Annotated in this window: 16 protein-coding genes; 4 read left to right on the forward strand and 12 right to left on the reverse strand. The window is 56.0% G+C overall.

Going from position 1 to position 19,095, the window contains the following annotated elements; all coding sequences use genetic code 11:
• Position 1: 1 nt before the first annotated feature.
• From KO486_RS08725 to KO486_RS08740, 4 genes are read right to left on the reverse strand one after another with little or no spacing between them, the layout of a single operon-like run.
• Positions 2–1,183, reverse strand: a complete 1,182-nt coding sequence (locus tag KO486_RS08725; RefSeq protein WP_216036848.1) for an aminotransferase class I/II-fold pyridoxal phosphate-dependent enzyme — start codon at positions 1,181–1,183, stop codon at positions 2–4.
• Entirely contained in the window at positions 1,176–1,700 is a 525-nt protein-coding gene (locus tag KO486_RS08730; RefSeq protein ID WP_216036849.1) for a gamma carbonic anhydrase family protein, read from the reverse strand. Before KO486_RS08730 ends, KO486_RS08725 begins: the two co-directional genes overlap by 8 nt.
• A gap of 12 nt (positions 1,701–1,712) precedes the next feature.
• Positions 1,713–2,363 (reverse strand): guanylate kinase, encoded by a 651-nt coding sequence (gene gmk / locus KO486_RS08735; protein ID WP_216036850.1) that lies wholly within the window; start codon positions 2,361–2,363, stop codon positions 1,713–1,715.
• A 4-nt stretch (positions 2,364–2,367) separates the two neighbouring features.
• Complete coding sequence (locus tag KO486_RS08740) at positions 2,368–3,255, reverse strand: YicC/YloC family endoribonuclease (protein ID WP_303435041.1); 888 nt, start codon at positions 3,253–3,255, stop codon at positions 2,368–2,370.
• Positions 3,256–3,480: 225 nt separating this feature from the next.
• On the opposite strand from KO486_RS08740, the gene KO486_RS08745 reads away from it, so the two are divergent.
• Complete coding sequence (locus KO486_RS08745) at positions 3,481–4,182, forward strand: PAS domain-containing protein (protein ID WP_216036851.1); 702 nt, start codon at positions 3,481–3,483, stop codon at positions 4,180–4,182.
• Positions 4,183–4,189: 7 nt separating this feature from the next.
• Here the strand turns inward: KO486_RS08745 and KO486_RS08750 are convergent, their stop codons facing one another.
• Entirely contained in the window at positions 4,190–5,560 is a 1,371-nt protein-coding gene (locus tag KO486_RS08750; protein ID WP_216036852.1) for a class II 3-deoxy-7-phosphoheptulonate synthase, read from the reverse strand.
• 183 nt (positions 5,561–5,743) lie between these two features.
• Here KO486_RS08750 and KO486_RS08755 point away from each other — a divergent pair, with 183 nt between their 5' ends.
• The gene (locus tag KO486_RS08755; RefSeq protein WP_216037547.1) at positions 5,744–6,745 is read left to right on the forward strand and encodes a GlxA family transcriptional regulator; all 1,002 of its coding nucleotides are present in this window, start codon (positions 5,744–5,746) and stop codon (positions 6,743–6,745) included.
• A 31-nt stretch (positions 6,746–6,776) separates the two neighbouring features.
• Positions 6,777–7,205 (forward strand): hypothetical protein, encoded by a 429-nt coding sequence (locus KO486_RS08760; protein WP_216036853.1) that lies wholly within the window; start codon positions 6,777–6,779, stop codon positions 7,203–7,205.
• Between the two features lie 8 nt (positions 7,206–7,213).
• On the opposite strand, the gene KO486_RS08765 is transcribed toward KO486_RS08760, so the two are convergent.
• Complete coding sequence (locus KO486_RS08765) at positions 7,214–8,086, reverse strand: NAD(P)-dependent oxidoreductase (RefSeq protein WP_216036854.1); 873 nt, start codon at positions 8,084–8,086, stop codon at positions 7,214–7,216.
• 112 nt (positions 8,087–8,198) lie between these two features.
• Here KO486_RS08765 and KO486_RS08770 point away from each other — a divergent pair, with 112 nt between their 5' ends.
• Positions 8,199–10,664: a penicillin acylase family protein gene (locus KO486_RS08770; protein WP_216036855.1), complete on the forward strand. Its 2,466-nt coding sequence runs from the start codon at positions 8,199–8,201 to the stop codon at positions 10,662–10,664.
• 90 nt (positions 10,665–10,754) lie between these two features.
• Here the strand turns inward: KO486_RS08770 and hflX are convergent, their stop codons facing one another.
• From hflX to KO486_RS08800, 6 genes are all read right to left on the reverse strand, one after another.
• A complete protein-coding gene (hflX, locus tag KO486_RS08775; RefSeq protein ID WP_216036856.1) occupies positions 10,755–12,050 on the reverse strand; it encodes a GTPase HflX in 1,296 nt (431 codons plus the stop codon).
• A 2-nt stretch (positions 12,051–12,052) separates the two neighbouring features.
• On the reverse strand, positions 12,053–12,289 hold the full coding sequence (gene hfq, locus KO486_RS08780; RefSeq protein ID WP_216036857.1) for an RNA chaperone Hfq: 237 nt from the start codon (positions 12,287–12,289) through the stop codon (positions 12,053–12,055).
• Between the two features lie 125 nt (positions 12,290–12,414).
• Positions 12,415–13,926 (reverse strand): potassium transporter TrkG, encoded by a 1,512-nt coding sequence (locus KO486_RS08785; protein ID WP_252734628.1) that lies wholly within the window; start codon positions 13,924–13,926, stop codon positions 12,415–12,417.
• A 24-nt stretch (positions 13,927–13,950) separates the two neighbouring features.
• The gene (trkA, locus tag KO486_RS08790) at positions 13,951–15,327 is read right to left on the reverse strand and encodes a Trk system potassium transporter TrkA (protein ID WP_216036858.1); all 1,377 of its coding nucleotides are present in this window, start codon (positions 15,325–15,327) and stop codon (positions 13,951–13,953) included.
• A gap of 65 nt (positions 15,328–15,392) precedes the next feature.
• Complete coding sequence (locus KO486_RS08795; RefSeq protein ID WP_216037549.1) at positions 15,393–16,799, reverse strand: sigma-54 dependent transcriptional regulator; 1,407 nt, start codon at positions 16,797–16,799, stop codon at positions 15,393–15,395.
• 11 nt (positions 16,800–16,810) lie between these two features.
• A complete protein-coding gene (locus KO486_RS08800) occupies positions 16,811–19,027 on the reverse strand; it encodes a PAS domain-containing sensor histidine kinase (protein WP_216037550.1) in 2,217 nt (738 codons plus the stop codon).
• Between the last annotated feature and the right edge of the window lie 68 nt (positions 19,028–19,095).

Below are 19,095 nucleotides of genomic sequence, written 5' to 3' on the forward strand. Positions count from 1 at the left end.
CCTAGACCTTTTGGCTCTCGGTGATCGCCTTGGTGAATTCGGCGATCAACATATCCGGGTCTTCAAGGCCAACGGAGATCCGAAAGAAGCCCTCCGAGATGCCCAGATCCGCGCGCGCCTCTGGCGTAAGCGCTCGGTGGGATGAAGACGCAGGATGGCTTAGCGTCGTGCCCACATCGCCCAATGTCGGCGCAAAAGGCAGCTCGGGCGCTGCCCGTGTCATAGCATCCGCCGCCGCACGCCCGCCTTCGATTTCAATAGACAGCATGTTGCCGGGGCGGTTCCCCAGAATTTGAAGGGCGCGATTGTGGTCGGGGTGATCGTTGCGGCTTGGGTGGAACACCCGTTTCACGCCTTTTACGTCCGCTAATGCTTCCGCCAAAGTTGTGGCCGTGGCCTCTGCGCGGTCATATCGGATTTCAAATGTTTGCAGGCCGCGTTCCGCCAACCAGCAATCAAACGGGCTGGCCGTCATGCCAAATGTGGTGTTGGCGATGTAGATCGCCTCGTTCAAGGCGGGGTCTTTCGCAACGGCATACCCGAGCGTCGCATCTGCATGCCCCGCCAACAGTTTTGTCACCGAATGCACCACAATATCTGCGCCGTGATCAAACGGGCGATACCCGCGCGGCGTGGTAAAGGTGTTGTCGACCATCAATAAGATACCGCGCTCATTGGCGATTTTTGCAATGCCTTCCATGTCGGCGATGCGAATGGTCGGGTTCGACACCACCTCAACAATCATCATGCGGGTGTTGGGCCGGATCGCGGCCTCAAAGGACGCTGCATCCGTTGGGTCCGCCAATGTTGTTTCAATGCCAAAGCGTGGCAAGTCTTGTGTCATCAAACGCAAGGTGCGCCCATAAAGCTGATCCGCACCGATCACGTGATCGCCGGACTTTAACAACCCAAACAACACGGTAGACACCGCCGCCATGCCTGATCCGTTGACGATCCCGCCCTCAACCCCTTCGAGCATGTCGATCTTTTGCGCCAGAACGGTCGCGTTTGGGTGGCCTTCGCGGGCATAGGTATATCCAGTGCCTTCGGCATATTGCTTATCCAAAGCGGTCGGATCTGGGGAAGAATACACAACACTTGGCTGCAATGGTGTCGCCACCGGGCGTGAAACAGAACTCGGCCACTCTGGGCGCCGAGCGAGGGATTTTGGTGTCTCAGCCATGCGGTATTTCCTTCAGTCCTGCGCGATACCGCGCGGCATTTTCTTGATAATGAAGTGCGGATGCCGTCAGCCCTTGAATGGCTGGGCCGTCAAGGTCGCGCACGATTTTGCCAATTCCCATGACCAAAGACCCGTCAGGAATGACCTTGCCTTCGGTAACCAACGCCCCTGCCCCGATTAGACAGTTTTTGCCGATTACAGCGCCGTTCAGAACAGTCGCGCCCATCCCGATCAATGAATTATCGCCGATGGTGCAGCCATGGAGCATCGCCTTATGGCCAATCGTGCAATTGGTGCCGATCACCATCGGAAACCCCATGTCTGTGTGAAGGACACTGTTTTCCTGAATGTTGCTGCCCGCACCGACTGTGATGCGTTCGTTATCACCACGCAGTGTCGCGCCAAACCAGATAGATGCCAGATCAAGCACCGCGACATCACCAATGACATGACAACCCGGCGCGATCCACGCGCTTGTATGTACATCCGGCGCATGGCCGTCCAATTCATAGAGCATTATTGCCTCCGCTTATCGGCCCTGCTTGAGGCCATTTGTAAACTCGTCATGTAACAAACGTACGTGGTCTGCCAAATCAGGCTGCTGATCGCGGCGTTGACGTTCGCCTTCGACGATGGTGCGCAAGCGCGCTTCTGTGGCGTCCAGATCATCATTGACCAATACGTAGTCATAAGACCGCCAGTGGCTGATCTCGTCCCAGCTTTGGGTCATGCGTTTGTCGATGGTTTCTTTGTCGTCCTGCCCGCGTGTTTCCAGACGGCGGCGTAATTCGGCAATGGAGGGCGGAAGGAAGAACACGCTTAGGACGTGTTGGCCCAGCGATGAATCCTTGATCTGCTCGGCGCCCTGCCAGTCCACATCAAACAACACATCACACCCCGCATCGATGGACGCCTTAACAGGCCCTTTGGGCGATCCGTAAAAGTTCCCGAAAACATGGGCGTGTTCCAGCATTTCACCATCTGCGACAAGTTCGCGGAATTGTTCTTCGGTGCGGAAATGATAGTCCTTGCCGTCCTCTTCGCCGTCGCGTGGGTTACGCGTGGTCGCGGACACAGAAAATTCAATCGTCGGGTCCCAAGTCCGTAACCGTTTGGAATGGGTCGATTTTCCTGCGCCCGATGGCGATGAAAGGATGATTAGTAGGCCACGCCGCGTCATGCAGTTACTCCACGTTTTGAACTTGTTCGCGCAGTTGATCGATCACAGCCTTAAGCGCAAGACCGATCTGGGTCAGTGCAACATCTTGCGCCTTGGAACACAATGTATTGGCTTCGCGATTGAATTCTTGCGTCAGAAAATCGAGCTTGCGTCCACATGGCCCGCCTGCGGCCAGCAGATCGCGCGCGGCATGAACATGCGCACCAAGGCGGTCGATTTCTTCGGTGATGTCAGATTTCACGGCGATCAACGCCAATTCTTGGGCCACACGATCAGGGTCTGCGCCGGTTGCGTCTTCCATGATGCGGCCAAGCGCCTTGGCCATCTGTATCTTTATCGCTTCGCTGCGGGATTTGGCGGCTTCAACCGCCTGCGCGGTCAGCGTTTCAATCTGATCCACTTGTGCCGTTATAACCGACAACAACGATCCGCCCTCGACTTCACGCATTTCGATCATGGCGTTCAATGCGGCTTCAAAGTCCGCCCACACCGGGGCAGCAAAATCGACGTTTATATCCGTTTGCGCCGCCACAAGGACCCCGCGATGGGCCAATACATCCGCCGCTGTTGGCTGGCCCAATGTGACTCCTTTATCAAAGGCGCGGTCTTGAATTGCGTCTAACGCCTCAAGGATAAGATCAAGGCGTGCAGGATCAATCTGCAAGGCCCCGTCTGCCTGTTCGCGCGCCAGTCGCAGCCCGATTGTGACGTTTCCGCGTGTCGCAGCCTTGGTAACCGCCGCACGAACCTTGGCCTCAAGCCCGTCTATTCCATCTGGTACGCGCACTTTGATATCGAGCCCGCGACCATTCACACTTCTGACGTCCCACGTCCAAGATGCGCCATCGGCGTGTCCTTGCAGAGTTGCAAATGCAGTCATGGATCGGATCACAGCTGTCCCCTTTTCGGTATGTCCTTGCACCTAAAGGCAAAGTTCACACTTGAGCAAGAGCAGCGCGGTTCTGGCCCCTGAAAAACCAGTGCGATTTCGTTAACCGGTTAACCTGTTAAGACTTTGTTTAGAGTAATTAAGGCGCGAATGTGTCAAAAGAATAGGGCAAGCGGGTCAATCAAGATCGCCGCGAAAATACGACACCACACTAAAGGGTTTTTCATAATGAGTGCTTTCTTCGACAAAAACAGCCACCAGTCCGCGTTTGCCGATCATGAGAAAGGTGTCTTGATGACCAATCCAACAGAGTTGAACGAGCTGGAGACTTATTGGGCCTCTCTGCCGCGTCACAATGGCGTCCCGTTGCGCAAGGACGTGGATCCAAGTGAGATGGGTGGTCTTTTGGAAAACAGTTTCATCCTCGAACGGGTGGCGCCTGGTGTTGCACGTTTCCGCGTTGCGGGCCGCAATATCGGTCGGCTGATCGGTATTGAACCTCGCGGCCTGCCCATAACCACAGCCTTTGTTCCACAATCACGGGGGGCTTTGGGGCTGCATTTGGAAGCTGTGTTCACCTCCCCTGGGTTGATGGAACTGAACCTCGAAGCGCCGCGCGCGGTGGGTCAGCCATTGCTCAAGGGTAAAATCCTGATGCTGCCGTTGCGCGATGAACATGGGGGCGTCAGCCGTGCCTTGGGTGTGCTTGTCATGAGCGGCATTCGCGGCATTGGAGGACGTCGTTTTGCGATTTGTGATGATGCAGAACCACGGTTCGTGCCAGCACATGGGCTACGTGCGGTCGTGTCAAACTCGACCATTGACAAGCCTCCTCACCGCCCAAGTCTTCTGCCGTCAAAGGGCGTCACAACAGACAGAAAAAAGGCGGGGGACAGTCCTGCCCTCCGCCTTGTTGTTTCTAATCCGTAGATTGACCTTACGCAGTCTGTGCGGCTTTCACCTTATTGCGTCGCGCGGACAGTTCTTCGGCAACTAGGAACGCGAGTTCCAGAGATTGGGACGCGTTCAGGCGTGGATCACATGCTGTGTGGTAACGCGCTGACAGATCTTCATCCGTGACCGCACGAACACCCCCCGTGCATTCTGTTACGTCTGCACCTGTCATTTCAAAGTGAACGCCACCCGGGATCGTGCCTTCGGCGTTATGAACCCCAAAGAATTCACGAACTTCGCGAAGAACGGATTCGAATGGACGTGTCTTATAACCAGACGACGACTTAATCGTGTTGCCGTGCATCGGATCACAGGTCCAAACAACTTTGGCGCCTTCTTCTTCAACGGCTTTGATAAGGCGTGGCAGGTGTTCGCCCACAGTGCCCGCACCAAAACGTGCGATCAGCGTCAAACGGCCTGCTTCGTTTTCTGGGTTCAGCTTCGCCATCAACGCCTTGAGGTGGCCAGATGTCATTGTCGGACCACACTTTAGGCCAATCGGGTTCTGAACGCCGCTACAGAATTCAACATGCGCACCGTCTGGCTGACGTGTGCGATCGCCGATCCAGATCATGTGACCGGAACCAGCCAGCCATTTACCGGATGTAGAATCAAGACGCGTCAGCGCCTCTTCGTATTCCAGCAACAGCGCCTCGTGAGAGGTGTAGAAGTCGACTGTCTTCAGCTCGTGGTTTTGATCAGACGTCAGACCAGCGGCTTCCATGAAGTCCAGCGTGTCTGAAATCCGTTCAGCGATAGCGCGGTACTTTTCGGCCTCTGGTGCGCCGGTAAAGCCCAGCGTCCAGCCGTGCACCTGATGCACATCCGCATACCCACCCGTAGAAAACGCGCGCAACAGATTCAGCGTGCCTGCGGCCTGCGTGTAGGCCTGCAGCATCTTTTCAGGGTTCGGGATGCGGGCTTCTGGTGTGAAGTCCAACTCATTGATGATGTCACCGCGGTAGCTTGGCAGTTCCACGCCATCAATGGTTTCGGTGTTTGCGCTGCGCGGCTTGGCGAATTGCCCAGCCATGCGGCCGACTTTTACGACAGGCACTTTGGCGCCGTATGTCAGCACCATTGCCATCTGCAACATCACTTTGAATGTGTCGCGGATCGGGTCGGCCTGAAACGCTGCAAAGCTTTCGGCGCAATCGCCGCCCTGCAACAGGAATGCATCCCCACGGGACACATCTGCCAATTCGGCGCGAAGACGGCGTGCTTCGCCTGCAAAAACCAACGGTGGATAGCTTGCCAACTTTTCCTCAACAGCGGCGAGTGCCGCAGCGTCGGTATAGTCGGGCATCTGAACCCGGGGCTTGTTGCGCCAGTCAGATTTTTTCCAGTCCGTCATGTTCTTGCTCCGCAAGTTAAGTTTCTATTGGCTCGTTAGCGATACCAGCCCCGCTTATAACGAAGCTGTGGATAAGGTCCAATGACAAAAAGCGACAGCTTTGGACGATTTCGTGATTCAATTCGCTTGATCCGCCAAGCGAAAGGTGGTGAGCATTCTTATCTGAATCGGATTGGCAGCCATATGAAGCGTCACAATATCATTGATGTAGAATCCACACGCGGTGCGCCGCACCGGTTCGTGTTTGTTCTGCTGGATCAATTTACGATGCTGTCTTTTGCGGCAGCGATTGATTGTTTGCGTCTGGCAAACCAGATGTCGGGCCAAGAGCTGTATAGCTGGCGCCTTGTTGGCGAAGGCGGCGACACCGCCGTCTGTTCCACGGGGACCGTCTTCAAGCTTGACGATGATCTGAATGAACTACATCGCGATGACACGGTGATGATATGTGGCGGACGGGACGTTCAGACCGCGACCACAAAGAAACTGTTGAACTGGCTACGCCGCGAGGCACGGCGTGGGCTGACGATTGGCGGCTTGTGCACGGCGGCCTTTGCGTTGGCGAAAGCGGGCTTGCTGGACGGCAAACGCGCCACGATCCATTGGGAAAACCACGACAGTTTCACTGAAGAGTTTCTCGAGGTTGAGCTGACCAAATCTGTTTTCGTAAAGGACGGGAACCGCCTAACGACGGCGGGCGGGACATCCTCCATTGATTTGTTTTTGCAGATCATCGCCGATCAATACGGCGAAGAACTTGCCAATGCGGTGGCAGACCAACAGATCTATTCCGCCATTCGCACGGACCAAGACACCCAACGTTTGTCGATCCCGACACGGATTGGTGTGCGCCACCCGAAACTTAGCCGTGTTATTCAGGCGATGGAACTCAACATCGAAGAACCCATCAGCCCCAGCATTCTTGCCAAAGATGTTGGCATGTCCACGCGCCAGCTTGAACGGCTGTTTCGTCGCTATCTGAACCGTTCGCCTAAGCGGTATTACATGGAATTGCGCCTGCAAAAGGCCCGCAACCTGTTGATGCAAACGGATATGTCGGTGATCAACGTCGCCTTGGCGTGTGGTTTTGCCTCGCCGAGCCATTTTTCCAAGTGTTACCGTGCGCATTATGATACGACACCGTATCGCGAACGTGGTGCCCATGCGGCACGATTGTCTGTATAGTAACTGTTAGAACCCGATTAACGAGGACCCAATGCACAAACGTCACACCATGATTCCCGTCGTAATGGTCATTGTAATTGTCCTGCTCGCAATCATTGCAATGCTAACAGGTGGTCCAAAGGACCTTGGAGTGGTTGGGAACCCCGCCTACCCGCATCATATCTGCACCTTTGACAGCTATTGCGCCGGCAATGAATGCACCAAGGATGAGGACTCCTTCGTGGTTTATCTTGAATACGAAGATGGCAATCCGCGCCTTGAGATGCCTGGCACAAGCACAAGCACGACGATGGAACGGTTCGACAACCGGATTGAGTTCAAAACCTCTGGTGGAGAAATCTCGGGCACATTCGTGCTGCTGCGCAATCGGAAGTTTGATTTTATCGGATCGGCAGTGGGTGACGAAGGAACTGTCGAACACTTCGCCACCGGATCATGCCTGCGGTTGCATACGCCGTAAACTCTGGCTTAGTTGAAACCACGTAAACGTTTCAAAAGGCTCGATGTGTCCCAACGTCCGCCGCCCTGTTTCTGCACGTCCTTGTAAAATTGATCGACCAAGGCCGTCACCGGAAGCGACGCGCCGGTTTCATTCGCAGTATCAAGGCAAATGCCGAGGTCTTTGCGCATCCAGTCAACTGCAAACCCGTGATCGAACTTATCGTCCAGCATGGTTTGATAGCGGTTTTGCATCTGCCACGATCCCGCAGCCCCTTGGCTGATCACTTCGACGACAGCAGTCCCGTCCAGACCCGCCTGCTCGGCGAAATGGAGCGCTTCTGACAGGCCCTGAACCAAACCAGCAATCGCAATTTGGTTGCACATCTTGGTCATTTGGCCTGCACCGCTGTCACCAAGCCGGTGGCAGACACGGGCATAAGCGCCTATTATGGGCTCGGCGGCTGCATAGACGTCCGCGTCGCCGCCACACATAACAGAGAGCACACCGTTTTCGGCCCCCGCCTGCCCGCCCGAGATTGGCGCATCAACAAACGACAATCCACGCGCTGCGGCATCGTCATACAATTCGCGGGTGACTTTGGCCGACACTGTCGTGTGGTCCACGAAAACGCTGCCTTTGGCCATAGTCGAAAACGCGCCGTCTTCGCCAATGCAAACTGCGCGTAGGTCATCGTCATTGCCCACGCATGACATCACGTAATCCGCACCCTTGGCCGCGTCCGCTGGTGTTGTGGCCATTGCACCGCCATTTTCCGCGACCCACGCTTCGGCTTTGGCGGTCGTGCGGTTATAGACGGTGACGTCGTGACCCGCCTTCACCAGATGCCCTGCCATCGGGTAACCCATGACCCCAAGTCCCAAAAATGCGATTACTGCCATGATCTCTCTCCTGCTTGCATAAGAAGTGCTGTTAGAAGATAGGTAACGGACCCTTAGCGGGCGTCAACCAGTTGCGCGCCTCACCTCACCCCTAAGGGCAAAGGACCAGACTATGGCGTTAATTTTTCGATGGCTCATTCGGCTCGCTTCGGCGTTGATTGTGTTGGCTGTGGCGACGTTTGCGCTGGCCTATTACTTCGCGTCCCGATCCCTGCCCGACTATGATGGCACGGTTGAAGTTGCTGGCATTAGCGCGCCAGTGGAAATCGTGCGCGACAACGCCAATGTGCCCCATATCTTTGGCGAAACAGACGAAGACGTGTTCTTTGCGCTTGGCATGGCCCATGCCCAAGACCGCCTGTGGCAAATGACGATGCTGCGCCGCACGGCCCAAGGCCGATTGTCAGAACTTTTCGGGGAACGCACGCTGCCCATCGACAGCCTGATCCGACGTCTTGATTTGTATCCGCTGTCCCAGTCTTCTGTGCAGGCTTTGGACGATGAAACGCAGGCCGCTTTGCGGGCTTATTCGGACGGTGTGAACGCTTGGATTAATCAGGTGAATGCAGGTGCGCGCGGGCGCGGCGCGCCGGAAATGTGGATGTTCAACCATGCCATCGCGCCTTGGCAACCTGCTGATTCCGTTTCGATTATCAAACTTATGGCTGTGCAGCTGAGCAGTCATCTCGAAGAAGAAGTGCTGCGCGCACGTGCCTCTCTGCTATTGAATGATGATGAGCGGTTGAATGACATTCTACCGCTTACACCGGGGTCTGGTCTTGCGGCGCTGCCGAATTACGCAAGCCTGATGCCGGATGTGCCGTCTTTTACCCCAAACACGCGTATGGCGTTTGACCCTCTGTCGCCCGTTGTGCCACGCAGTCTTGCTGGCGCGTCAAATGCTTGGGCGGCGGGAGTGAACCGCTCTGCCACAGGGTCGACCCTGCTGGCAAATGACCCACACCTTGGCCTGACGGCCCCGTCGATCTGGTATCTGGCACGTTTGGAACTGTCCGAGGGTGGCGTCATCGGCGGCACCATTCCCGGTGTTCCTGTTGTGATGCTGGGGCGGTCTTCGAACCTTGGTTGGGGGATTACCTCCAGCTATCTTGATGATCAGGATATCTATATCGAGGAAGTGAACCCCAGCGACGCCAGCCAATACCGCACCCCTGAGGGCTGGGCGTCCTTTGAAACGCGTGACAGCATCATCCGGATCAAGGACGCGCCATCAGTCACGCTGCAGCTGCAATGGACGGTCAACGGCCCCGTTCTTCCGCCCAGCCAATACGACCTCGCCTCGATCCGCCCTGCTGGGCATGTGACGGCTTTGGGTTGGACGGCTCTTTCGGGCGAGGACACAACAATTCAGGCAGCGATGGCCTTGATGCGCGCCCGAAACGTCGAAGCAGGTATCGCCGCTGCGGAGGACTATGTCGCGCCAAGCCAGATGCTGACGCTGGCGGACCGCAATTCTGTCGGGCTTAAACTGATCGGGCATGTGCCAAACCGCAGCCCCGATCACGTTACACAAGGGCGTCTGCCGCACTATGGCTATCTGCTGCAAAATCGTTGGAACGGACGCCGCCCCTATGACACAAACCCTGAATGGATTGATCCAACAGGTGGCATTGTCGGCAACACCAACAACAAAGTTGTGGAAGAACCATTTCCTGCGCACGTCAGTTTCATGTGGGGCGACAGCCAGCGGATCAATCGCTGGCGGTTGTTGATGCAGGCCCGCGAAGTCCACACCCGCGATAGTTTCATTGAGGCTCAGTTGGACACGGTAAGCTATACCGCGCGGTCTATCCTTCCGCTTATCGGCGCGGACCTTTGGTTTACGGGCGAAGCCGCACCAGATGGCACGCCGGAACGCTTACGACAAGATGCGCTTGCGTTGCTGGGCGAATGGAACGGTGAGATGAACGAACATCTGCCTGAACCGCTGCTGTATTCTGCTTGGATGCGTGCATTGCAGGATCGATTGATCCGCGATGAACTGGGCCCGTTGTCGCGTGAATTCACCCATGTGGAGCCACTGTTTATCGAACGAGTATTCCGCAACACAGATGGCGCCGCTGTCTGGTGTGACGTCCTGCAATCCGCCCCGACAGAGACCTGTAGCGATATTGCACGTATCGCGTTAGATGATGCCTTGATCTGGGTGTCCGAGAACCACAGCGATGCATTGGAATCCCTGCGCTGGGGCGATGCGCATGAAGCCACCCATGATCACGCGGTTCTTGGTGAAGCGCCAGTTTTGCATTGGTTCGTTAACATTCGCCAATCGACGTCAGGTGGAGACAACACCTTGATGCGTGGTCGCACCAGCGGCGAGGGAGAGTATCCGTTCCAGAACGTCCATGCCGCAGCCTACCGAGGTGTTTATGACTTCGCAGACCCTGACAGTTCGGTATTCATCACGTCGACCGGTCAATCCGGGCATTTCCTGTCACGGCACTACGACGACCTTGGGGATCTGTGGCGGCGTGGGGAATTTATTCCGATGTCGCTGGACCCCGCTTTGGCGCGCGGTGGTGCTGTTGGCATCACGGTCTTGCGGCCTGCGCAATAGGTGAGGTCCAGATCGAATTGGCTGCGCCAATCCGATTCGGCGAGGGGCCAGCCCCTCGCGCTCCCCGAGGTATTTTTGAAACAAAGGCAATCAGGCGGCGTTGAAGGCGTCTGGGAACTGTTTTTCGAATTTAGCCTGTTGGATTGGAGTCCAGCGGACGTCCAATGTCCAACCTGTGTCGGTTTGGGTTTCAGATTGGATTACGCCTTCGCGCTGTAGCCAGCTTTGTGCGCCGCCTTGTGCCCAGTCCAGTGTCAGGGTGACTTCGCGGGTTTGGCCTTTGAGTTGGTTTGCGACTTCTTCAAGAAGCGCATCAAGGCCCTGCCCTGTCAGGGACGAAATCGGGAAGGTTGTGGCGTCTGACCCTTTGGTGGCGCGCAGGTAGTTGGCGTCTTCTTCGGGCAGAAGGTCGATCTTGTTCAGCACCTCGATCATCGGCACGTCCGGATTGACCTTAAGCTGTTGCAGCGTTGACTTAACGGAGCGGTTCTGTGCGTCCGTCTGCGCATGGCTGATGTCGCGCACGTGCAAGATGACATCGGCCTCAAGAACTTCTTCGAGCGTGGCGCTGAAGGCTGCGACAAGCTGTGTTGGCAGCTCAGAGATAAAGCCAACCGTGTCCGAGAGGATGATCTCATCGCCGCTTTCGAGTTCTACGCGCCGCATGGTTGGGTCCAATGTAGCGAACAACATGTCCTTGGCCATGACGTTAGCGCCAGTCAAACGGTTGAACAGCGTGGATTTGCCAGCGTTCGTATAGCCAACCAAAGCGACAATCGGGAATGGCACCTTGGCGCGCGCCTTACGGTGCAGTTCGCGGGTTTTCACCACTTTCTCGAGGGATTTCTTCAAGCGGTTCAGTTGTAGATCAATGGCGCGTCTGTCGGCCTCGATCTGGGTTTCACCGGGGCCACCCACAAATCCAAGACCACCGCGCTGGCGTTCAAGGTGGGTCCAAGCCCGTACCAGACGTGTCCGCTGATAAGATAGTGCTGCCATTTCAACCTGCAACACACCTTCACGGGTGCGCGCACGATCGCTGAAAATCTCGAGGATTAAACCCGTGCGATCGAGCAGCTTTACGCCCCACTCTTTCTCCAGGTTTCGCTGCTGCACAGGGCTAACAGGGCCGTCGATCAAAACGAGGCCGGCCTCGGCCTCTTCGAGCCAGTCGCCAATTTCTTTTATCTTGCCCTTGCCAAATAACATCCCCGGATGGACTTTTGGCAATCTAACGACTTCTGCCCCGACAACGTCCAATTCCGGCAACGCGTGCGCCAGCGATACCCCTTCATCAAGGGCCGCTTGAGCGTCTCGGCGCATGTGGTCGGACTTAATCTCGGGGTGCAGAACGAAAGCCCGCGTCGCGGACCGCTCCTCACCCATGATTAGGCTTCTTCGCCGTCATAAAGACTGATCGGTGTTGATGGCATGATTGTGCTGATCGCGGATTTGTAAACCAGCTGGCTTTGGCCATCGCGGCGCAACAACACGCAAAAGCTGTCAAACCATGTGATGACGCCTTGCAGTTTCACACCGTTGATCAAAAAGATCGTGACCGGAACTTTCGCTTTTCGCACATTGTTCAGGAATGCGTCTTGCAGGTTTGCTTTGTCTGAGGCCATTTTATTCCCCGTCCCTTATTGTTCTTGTGGCTGACGTTGCAGCCATTTTTCATCCATCCATTCGCACTATGTCGCGATGGCTTCTGAACATCCACCCCCAAAAATAAGGATGCAAAGGCAGTGTGTCAGCGACGCCAGAACCCCGGGTTCAGCAATGCGATGATTGCGAGGGCTTCAAGGCGGCCCAAAACCATTGCAAGGGCCAGCACGGCTTTGGCAAAATCGGGCAGACCTGCGTAAGAAATCGGCGTCTCGCCCGCGATGGAGGCCAAGGGGCCTGTGGTCGACAAGGCCGCGACAGACAGCACCATTGCTGTTTCAAACTGCACCCCAGTCAGAGCCAATAGAACCATCACGGCGGCAATCGAGATGGTGAACAGCATGAAGAAGATCCATGCGATCTGAGCCCCGTGGCGGCGAATTTGGCGGGCTTCGGCCCCAGCGCCACCCACGGAGGACGGGTGAACCAGCCGTTCAATTTCGCGTTGGCCATGTTTCCAGAGCGCATAGACGCGCAACAATTTGATCCCACCTGCTGTGGTGGCCACTCCGCCGCCGATCAGCGACAGCCCGACCAACATCAACCCCGGTGATCCAAGCCCAGACCAATTGCGTGTGGCTGACCAATCGGCAGATTCAAATCCAGTCGTTGTAAGGAAACTGGTGATCGTAAACAGCGCGCCCCAAACGGCGCGGGCGGCTTCCTGCGCGCTATTGATGGCGTCGGATTCAAACGCGATCAATGCGTGTCGAACGAATAGAACCAAGGTCAAAAGGCCGATCAGGCTTAGGGCCATCCTAAATTCGCTATCCTTGTGAAGCGGCTTCATTTCCAGGCCTGACAACCCTCGAGAGAACGACACCCGAGACATGGCAAACACCATGAAAATCAAGATCATGAACTCACCGAAAAAACCCGACGGCGAAAAGACGACGCCCCCGACCGGTGAAATACCTGACGTGGCCAGCACAGACATCGCGTGACACAAGGCCACAAAAGGCACTTCGCCTGTGGCGGTCAAAACCAGCCAGAGCATCAGCGTCAATGCAGTATAAAGGGGGATCAGTTTCGCTCCGAAACGGATCAAGCGTTCTGATGGGTCCGAGACGCGCCCGACCTGTGCATAGGTGCGATCGCCCGTCCCCATGGCGCGGACCTCAAAGCCACCGATGTTCAGGGGGGCAAGGATCGAGATCGCTGCGATCCAAATCAACAACCCACCGAGCCAGCCCAAGAACGCCCGCCACAAATGCACCGACTGTGGCAAATCCTGTGGGCTGTCATAAAGCGTGGCCCCCGTTGTGGTGATCGAGGAAACAGCCTCAAACCAGGCCTCAAAGAACCTCATCTGCGGCACGGCCTCATACATGGGCACGGCCAGCATAATCGGCAGCACGAGAAACGCGGCCAAAAGTGACATCAAATACCCGCGGGATCGGTGCCCCTGGGTATAGTTTGCCGTTGCCAAAGTGATGAACAAGGCGAGGACAAAAAATAGCACCGATGAATGCAAAAACGCACGCCCGACAGCGTCGTCGCCAATCAGGAACGCATGGATAGACGGCACCAGCATCGCCAGCGCACCAATCCCCATAAGGACAACGGAAAACGGCCGCCTGAATAGCGCTTTAATCATTGGACACCTGCCCGCGCACGGCCATTAGAAAAAGTCGATGGACACTTGTAGAAGTGCCTCGACCTCGGCCACTTGGCTGGCCATGGCAAAGATGGCGACAACATTGCCCTCTTCAATGCGCAGATCACCGCGTGGCTTGTGCATCTTGCCGGCTTTCAAAACACCACCAAGCAAGACCCCTTCCGGGAAATCAATGTCACGCAGACGCTTGCCCGCAATCGGGCTTGTCGTGAGAACCTGCGCTTCGATCACCTCGGCCTCGGCATCACCGACGGAATAGACCGCACGGACGCGTCCATGGCGGATGTGGCGCAGGATTGAGCTTACGGTGGTTGCGCGCGGGTTGATATAGGCGTCGATGTCCAGCGGTCCCATCAGTGGGACCAACGTTGGATCATTGGTCAGACAGATCGCCATCGGGCACCCCAGACCCTTGGCGCGCACTGCGGCCAACAGGTTGGTCTTATCGTCATCCGTGACACACAACACCGCATCGGCGCTGCTGATGTTGGCTTCTTCCAGCAATCGAGAATCCAGCCCGTCACCATTTAGAACAATCGTCCTCTCCAAGGCATCCGCGGCATGTTCTGCGATCTCGCGGTTGCGTTCGATAACGCGAACGCGAACCCGTTCTGTGCGCGCCTCAAGGGCGCGGGCCACAGCAAGGCCGACGTTGCCGCCGCCGATCACAACGACCCGTTCCAAAGTCCCTTGTGTCTTGCCAAAAATCTCTAGGGTGCGGGCCATGTCACTGTTTTCGGTCATGACGTAGCATTCATCACCAGCGAAAATCTGATCGTTTGCGCTCGGAACAAACAACGCCCCATTGCGACGGATGCTCAAAACAACGGCCTTCAGCGTCGAAAACAGATCGCTGAGCTGGCGCAATGGCGTATTGATGACGGGGCAATCCTCGTCGATCGAGATCCCCAGCAACTGCGCCTGACCTTCAAGGAACCGTTCTGTGTCAAAGGCCGCAGGCGCCGCTAAACGTTGCAACGCGGCCTCGGCGACTTCCATCTCTGGTGAGATCACAACATCAATCGGCAAATGGTCGCGCCGATAAAGGTCGGAGTAGATCGCGTTTAGATAGCTTTGACCGCGAAGACGCGCGATTTTACGCTGCACAGCAAAGACCGAGTGCGCCACCTGACAGGTCACCATATTGACCTCATCGGAATGGGTCGCAGCGATGATCATATCAGCGTCGTTCGCGCCAGCGCGTTCCAGAATGTCCGGATAACTCGCAAAGCCGGCGATGCCTTGCACATCCAGCGTATCCGTCGCGCGGGCGACGAGTTCGGGGTTGTTGTCAACGACGGTGACGTCGTTTCGCTCCGACGCGAGATGACGGGCGATTTGCCACCCCACCTGACCTGCCCCGCAAATGATGACCTTCATGGGTTACCCTTGAATGGTTGCAATTGGATTGTGGTGACAGAACAGGTCACAGCGGTCAACTCTGGTTATGCGTCTGCATCGTCTTCAACATAGGCTACTCGTGCCCCCGCCTTGTTGGACGTGACAACCCCTAAGGTCTTGAGTTTACGGTGCAAAGCAGACCGTTCCATCCCGACAAAGCTGGCCGTACGGCTGATATTTCCGCCAAATCGGTTGATCTGTGTCAGCAGGTATTCCCGCTCGAATAGCTCTCGTGCTTCGCGCAATGGCAAGGTCGCAAGACTGCCTGACAGCAACACGCGGCCTTCTTCGGATGGACCTTCGTTCTGATTTGGCAGCTCTTTGGCCTCGATCGGGCCTGTGCCGTCGCCAAGGATCAAAACCCGTTCCATCACGTTCTTCAACTGGCGGGCATTGCCGGGCCATTGCATCGTTTGCAACAAGGCGTCGGCTTCATCGCTGATCTCTCTGGCGATCAGCCCCTGAGAGGCATTCAGTTCAGAAATGAAATGTGCCGCCAGCAACGGAATATCTTCGCGGCGTTCCTCAAGGCTCGGCACGTGGATCGGCACAACGTTCAGGCGGTGATACAGTTCCTGGCGGAAACGGTCTGCTTCAATTTCGATCTGCAAGTCTTTGTTTGTGCTCGAAATAACGCGGACATCTACCTGCACCTTGTCCACGCCGCCAACGCGTTGGAATTTTTGATCCACCAAGACACGCAGCAGTTTGGTCTGGGTTCCCAGCGGCATGTCCGCGACCCCGTCGAAATAGATCACCCCGCCGTTGGCCTCTTCCAAGAGACCACGTTCAACACCGCGCCCTTCGGTTTCACGCCCGAACAGGGTTTCTTCCATGCTGTCCGGTTCAATCGACGCGCAATTCACGGACACGAACGGCATATCCGCGCGATCAGAATTGATGTGAATGAAACGCGCGGCGGTTTCCTTGCCAGAGCCGCCCTCACCAGACAGCATCACCCGCCCATTGGATTTGGTCACCTTCTCAAGCTGGCTGATCAACGTGCGGAACGCAGCACTTTCGCCGAGCATTTCGGACGGTGCAGCGTCTGTGCGTTTCAATTCGATGTTCTCACGGCGCAAACGGCTGGTTTCCATTGCACGGCGAATAACAACCATCAACTGGTCGATATTAAAGGGTTTTTCGATGAAATCGTAAGCACCCTGTTTGATCGCTGCGACGGCGATCTCGATGTTACCGTGACCCGAAATGATCACGACAGGCACCTCCGGGTGATCCCGTTTGACCTGCTTGAGGATGTCGATCCCGTCCATCCGGCTGTCTTTCAGCCAAATATCAAGGATCATCAGCGCGGGCGTGTCCTGTTCGATCTGGGCCATGCATTCATCGGACGTCCCCGCCAAACGTGTGCTGAACCCTTCGTCCTTTAGAATGTCCGAAATCAACTCACGAATATCGCGTTCATCGTCGGTAATCAGAATATCGCCCATAACAGTGGTCCTCATGCAGTTTCTTTTATCGGCTGCACAGCGGCAGCCTGGATTGGAAGTGTGATGACAGCCATCGCGCCAAACCGCGTTGCTCCATCAAATGCGGGCGCATCCGTTAACGTCAGCGTTCCGCCATGTTCATCTATGATTTTCTTTACGATCGGCAGGCCGAGCCCCGTGCCCTTGTCACGCGTCGTGACATAGGGTTCAAACAGCTTGGCGCGATCCTCTGGTAGGCCGATCCCATTGTCCGCAATGGTAATTTCGGCAACATCATTTCGCAGCGACATCGCGATTTTGACCTGCGGTTTTATGTTGAATCCAGGTTCTTTTTCTCGCAAGCTTTCAATGGCTTCGCCTGCGTTCTTAATCAGGTTCGTCAGCGCCTGAGACATCATCGTGCTGTCCAGATCCGCCCAAACCTCACCCGTAGGGATATCACTGCTGAACGTCACGTCTGGCTGACCCGCATCTTGCAGTGTCACCGCATCGCGCAGAATATTTGCCAGATCATGGACGTGGCGGTCAGGTTCGGGCATTCGAGCGAACTTCGAAAATTCATCAACAATGCGCCGTAAGTCGTTGGTTTGGCGCACGATAACGTCTGTAAGTTGCTCGAGATCACCCGGAACCTCGACTTCCTTACTAAATTTGCGCTTGATCCGCTCGGCCGACAGTTGGATCGGGGTTAGTGGGTTCTTGATCTCATGGGCGATCCGACGTGCGACATCGCCCCAGGCCGCCATACGCTGCGCTGACACCAGATCGGTCACGTCCTCAAAGGCAACAACATAGCCTTCCAGAGAGTCATCCTCGCGCGAGCGGTGGGACATGCGCACCAGTAGGCTTTCTTGTTTCCCGCCACGAACAAGGTTTACCTGTCCCTGCACCACAGATTTGCCTTCTGACGTCATCTCATCAAACAGCGCTGCGAACTCGGGAACGGCTACTGATAAGGCTGTCTGTGTGCCCCCATCCACCTCAAGCAAACGCCCCGCCGAGCGGTTCACGAACGTTACACGCCCCTCTTCGTCCAGACCAACCACGCCTGACGGAACCGATGACAAAACGGAATCAAACAAGCGCCGACGCCGTTCGATCTGGCGCGTGTTGTCCAACAGCTCTTCGCGTTGCGTGCTCAACTGTTCGGTCATTTGGTTAAAGTAACGACCCAGCTGCGCGATCTCATCTTCGCCATCTTCTTCGCGAACGCGCACGGTCAAATCGCCGGAACCAACCCGCTGAGAGGCACCAACCAGGCGTCCAATGGGGCGTGACAAACGCTCCGCAAACCAAAGACCTACCCAGACTGCCGCGATGATAAGGATCAGCGCAAAGCCTAAGTAAATAAGGCCAAACTCGAACAAGACCCGCCCGCGTTCGTCCTCCAGTTGACCGTAAAGCAAAACAGTTTCTTGCGTGTTGTCCAGCAAAGACAGAATTTCACCATCTACTTCGCGCGTGACGTAAAGATACTTCTCGTTAAAGGCTTCGAGCGGGATCAAGGCGCGAAATTCGTTGTTGGAATAGTCCTCGATAATGAGCATGCCGAGCTGGCGGGCTTCTGTGAGTTGCTCCAACTCGGGGCGTTCAAAGTAGAATTCGTATGATTGCTCCCCGCGCACCCAAATTTCACCAGCGGCATCCAGAACGAACACTTCCGTCAACCCACGTTCTATTTGGGGCTGGACCCGCGCAAGCGCCTGCCGGACTTCGCCGCTTTGCATGAAGAATGTCTGCAGGCGTTCGGTGTTTAGAAATCCGGCCAAGGCAATGCCGTCGCGGGCGACCTCTTGGCGGTGTTCTTCTTCATAGGCTTGCGCGGCGGACAGAGAATTACCCAAAACATTGCGAACACGTTCAGAAAACCAGCCCTCAAGCCCGATATTGATGGTCAGAACGGCAAAGACCGCGACGGCAACCGTCGGAATCAAGGCCAACAACCCGAAGACGCCCGTCAATCGAAGGTGCAATCTCGAACCCGCGGATTTATTGCGTCGCGCCGCGATCATGGACACCACGCGTGAGGCAACCAATGCCGCGATAATCAGAACGTAGATGATATCGGCCAGCAAGATCAGCCGTAGAACGTCTGTGCGGCCCGTTTGATCAAGCGGACGCAAGGCCGTGATCGTCAAGATCACCAGAACAGGAGCCAACGCCACTAGCACCACAGTGGAAGCGTTACGAACGCTACGTCTGCGGCGCCAGCGCGAAAACGCCAGCATTGCTGTACCAATAAGGGATCGCTGCACGCGAAATGCCCCACTTACCAAGGGCTTATCAGGTGCTCTTT

This window comes from Octadecabacter sp. B2R22 (assembly GCF_018861045.1).
GTDB lineage: Bacteria > Pseudomonadota > Alphaproteobacteria > Rhodobacterales > Rhodobacteraceae > Octadecabacter.

What these genes read in the sequence shown, in the direction of transcription:
- KO486_RS08725 (WP_216036848.1), bottom strand. Translation starts at nt 1,183, where the DNA reads ATGGCTGAGACACCAAAATCCCTCGCTCGGCGCCCAGAGTGGCCGAGT.
- KO486_RS08730 (WP_216036849.1), bottom strand. Translation starts at nt 1,700, where the DNA reads ATGCTCTATGAATTGGACGGCCATGCGCCGGATGTACATACAAGCGCG.
- gmk (WP_216036850.1), bottom strand. Translation starts at nt 2,363, where the DNA reads ATGACGCGGCGTGGCCTACTAATCATCCTTTCATCGCCATCGGGCGCA.
- KO486_RS08745 (WP_216036851.1), top strand. Translation starts at nt 3,481, where the DNA reads ATGAGTGCTTTCTTCGACAAAAACAGCCACCAGTCCGCGTTTGCCGAT.
- KO486_RS08750 (WP_216036852.1), bottom strand. Translation starts at nt 5,560, where the DNA reads ATGACGGACTGGAAAAAATCTGACTGGCGCAACAAGCCCCGGGTTCAG.
- KO486_RS08755 (WP_216037547.1), top strand. Translation starts at nt 5,744, where the DNA reads ATGAAGCGTCACAATATCATTGATGTAGAATCCACACGCGGTGCGCCG.
- KO486_RS08760 (WP_216036853.1), top strand. Translation starts at nt 6,777, where the DNA reads ATGCACAAACGTCACACCATGATTCCCGTCGTAATGGTCATTGTAATT.
- KO486_RS08765 (WP_216036854.1), bottom strand. Translation starts at nt 8,086, where the DNA reads ATGGCAGTAATCGCATTTTTGGGACTTGGGGTCATGGGTTACCCGATG.
- KO486_RS08770 (WP_216036855.1), top strand. Translation starts at nt 8,199, where the DNA reads ATGGCGTTAATTTTTCGATGGCTCATTCGGCTCGCTTCGGCGTTGATT.
- hflX (WP_216036856.1), bottom strand. Translation starts at nt 12,050, where the DNA reads ATGGGTGAGGAGCGGTCCGCGACGCGGGCTTTCGTTCTGCACCCCGAG.
- hfq (WP_216036857.1), bottom strand. Translation starts at nt 12,289, where the DNA reads ATGGCCTCAGACAAAGCAAACCTGCAAGACGCATTCCTGAACAATGTG.
- KO486_RS08785 (WP_252734628.1), bottom strand. Translation starts at nt 13,926, where the DNA reads ATGATTAAAGCGCTATTCAGGCGGCCGTTTTCCGTTGTCCTTATGGGG.
- trkA (WP_216036858.1), bottom strand. Translation starts at nt 15,327, where the DNA reads ATGAAGGTCATCATTTGCGGGGCAGGTCAGGTGGGGTGGCAAATCGCC.
- KO486_RS08795 (WP_216037549.1), bottom strand. Translation starts at nt 16,799, where the DNA reads ATGGGCGATATTCTGATTACCGACGATGAACGCGATATTCGTGAGTTG.
- KO486_RS08800 (WP_216037550.1), bottom strand. Translation starts at nt 19,027, where the DNA reads ATGCTGGCGTTTTCGCGCTGGCGCCGCAGACGTAGCGTTCGTAACGCT.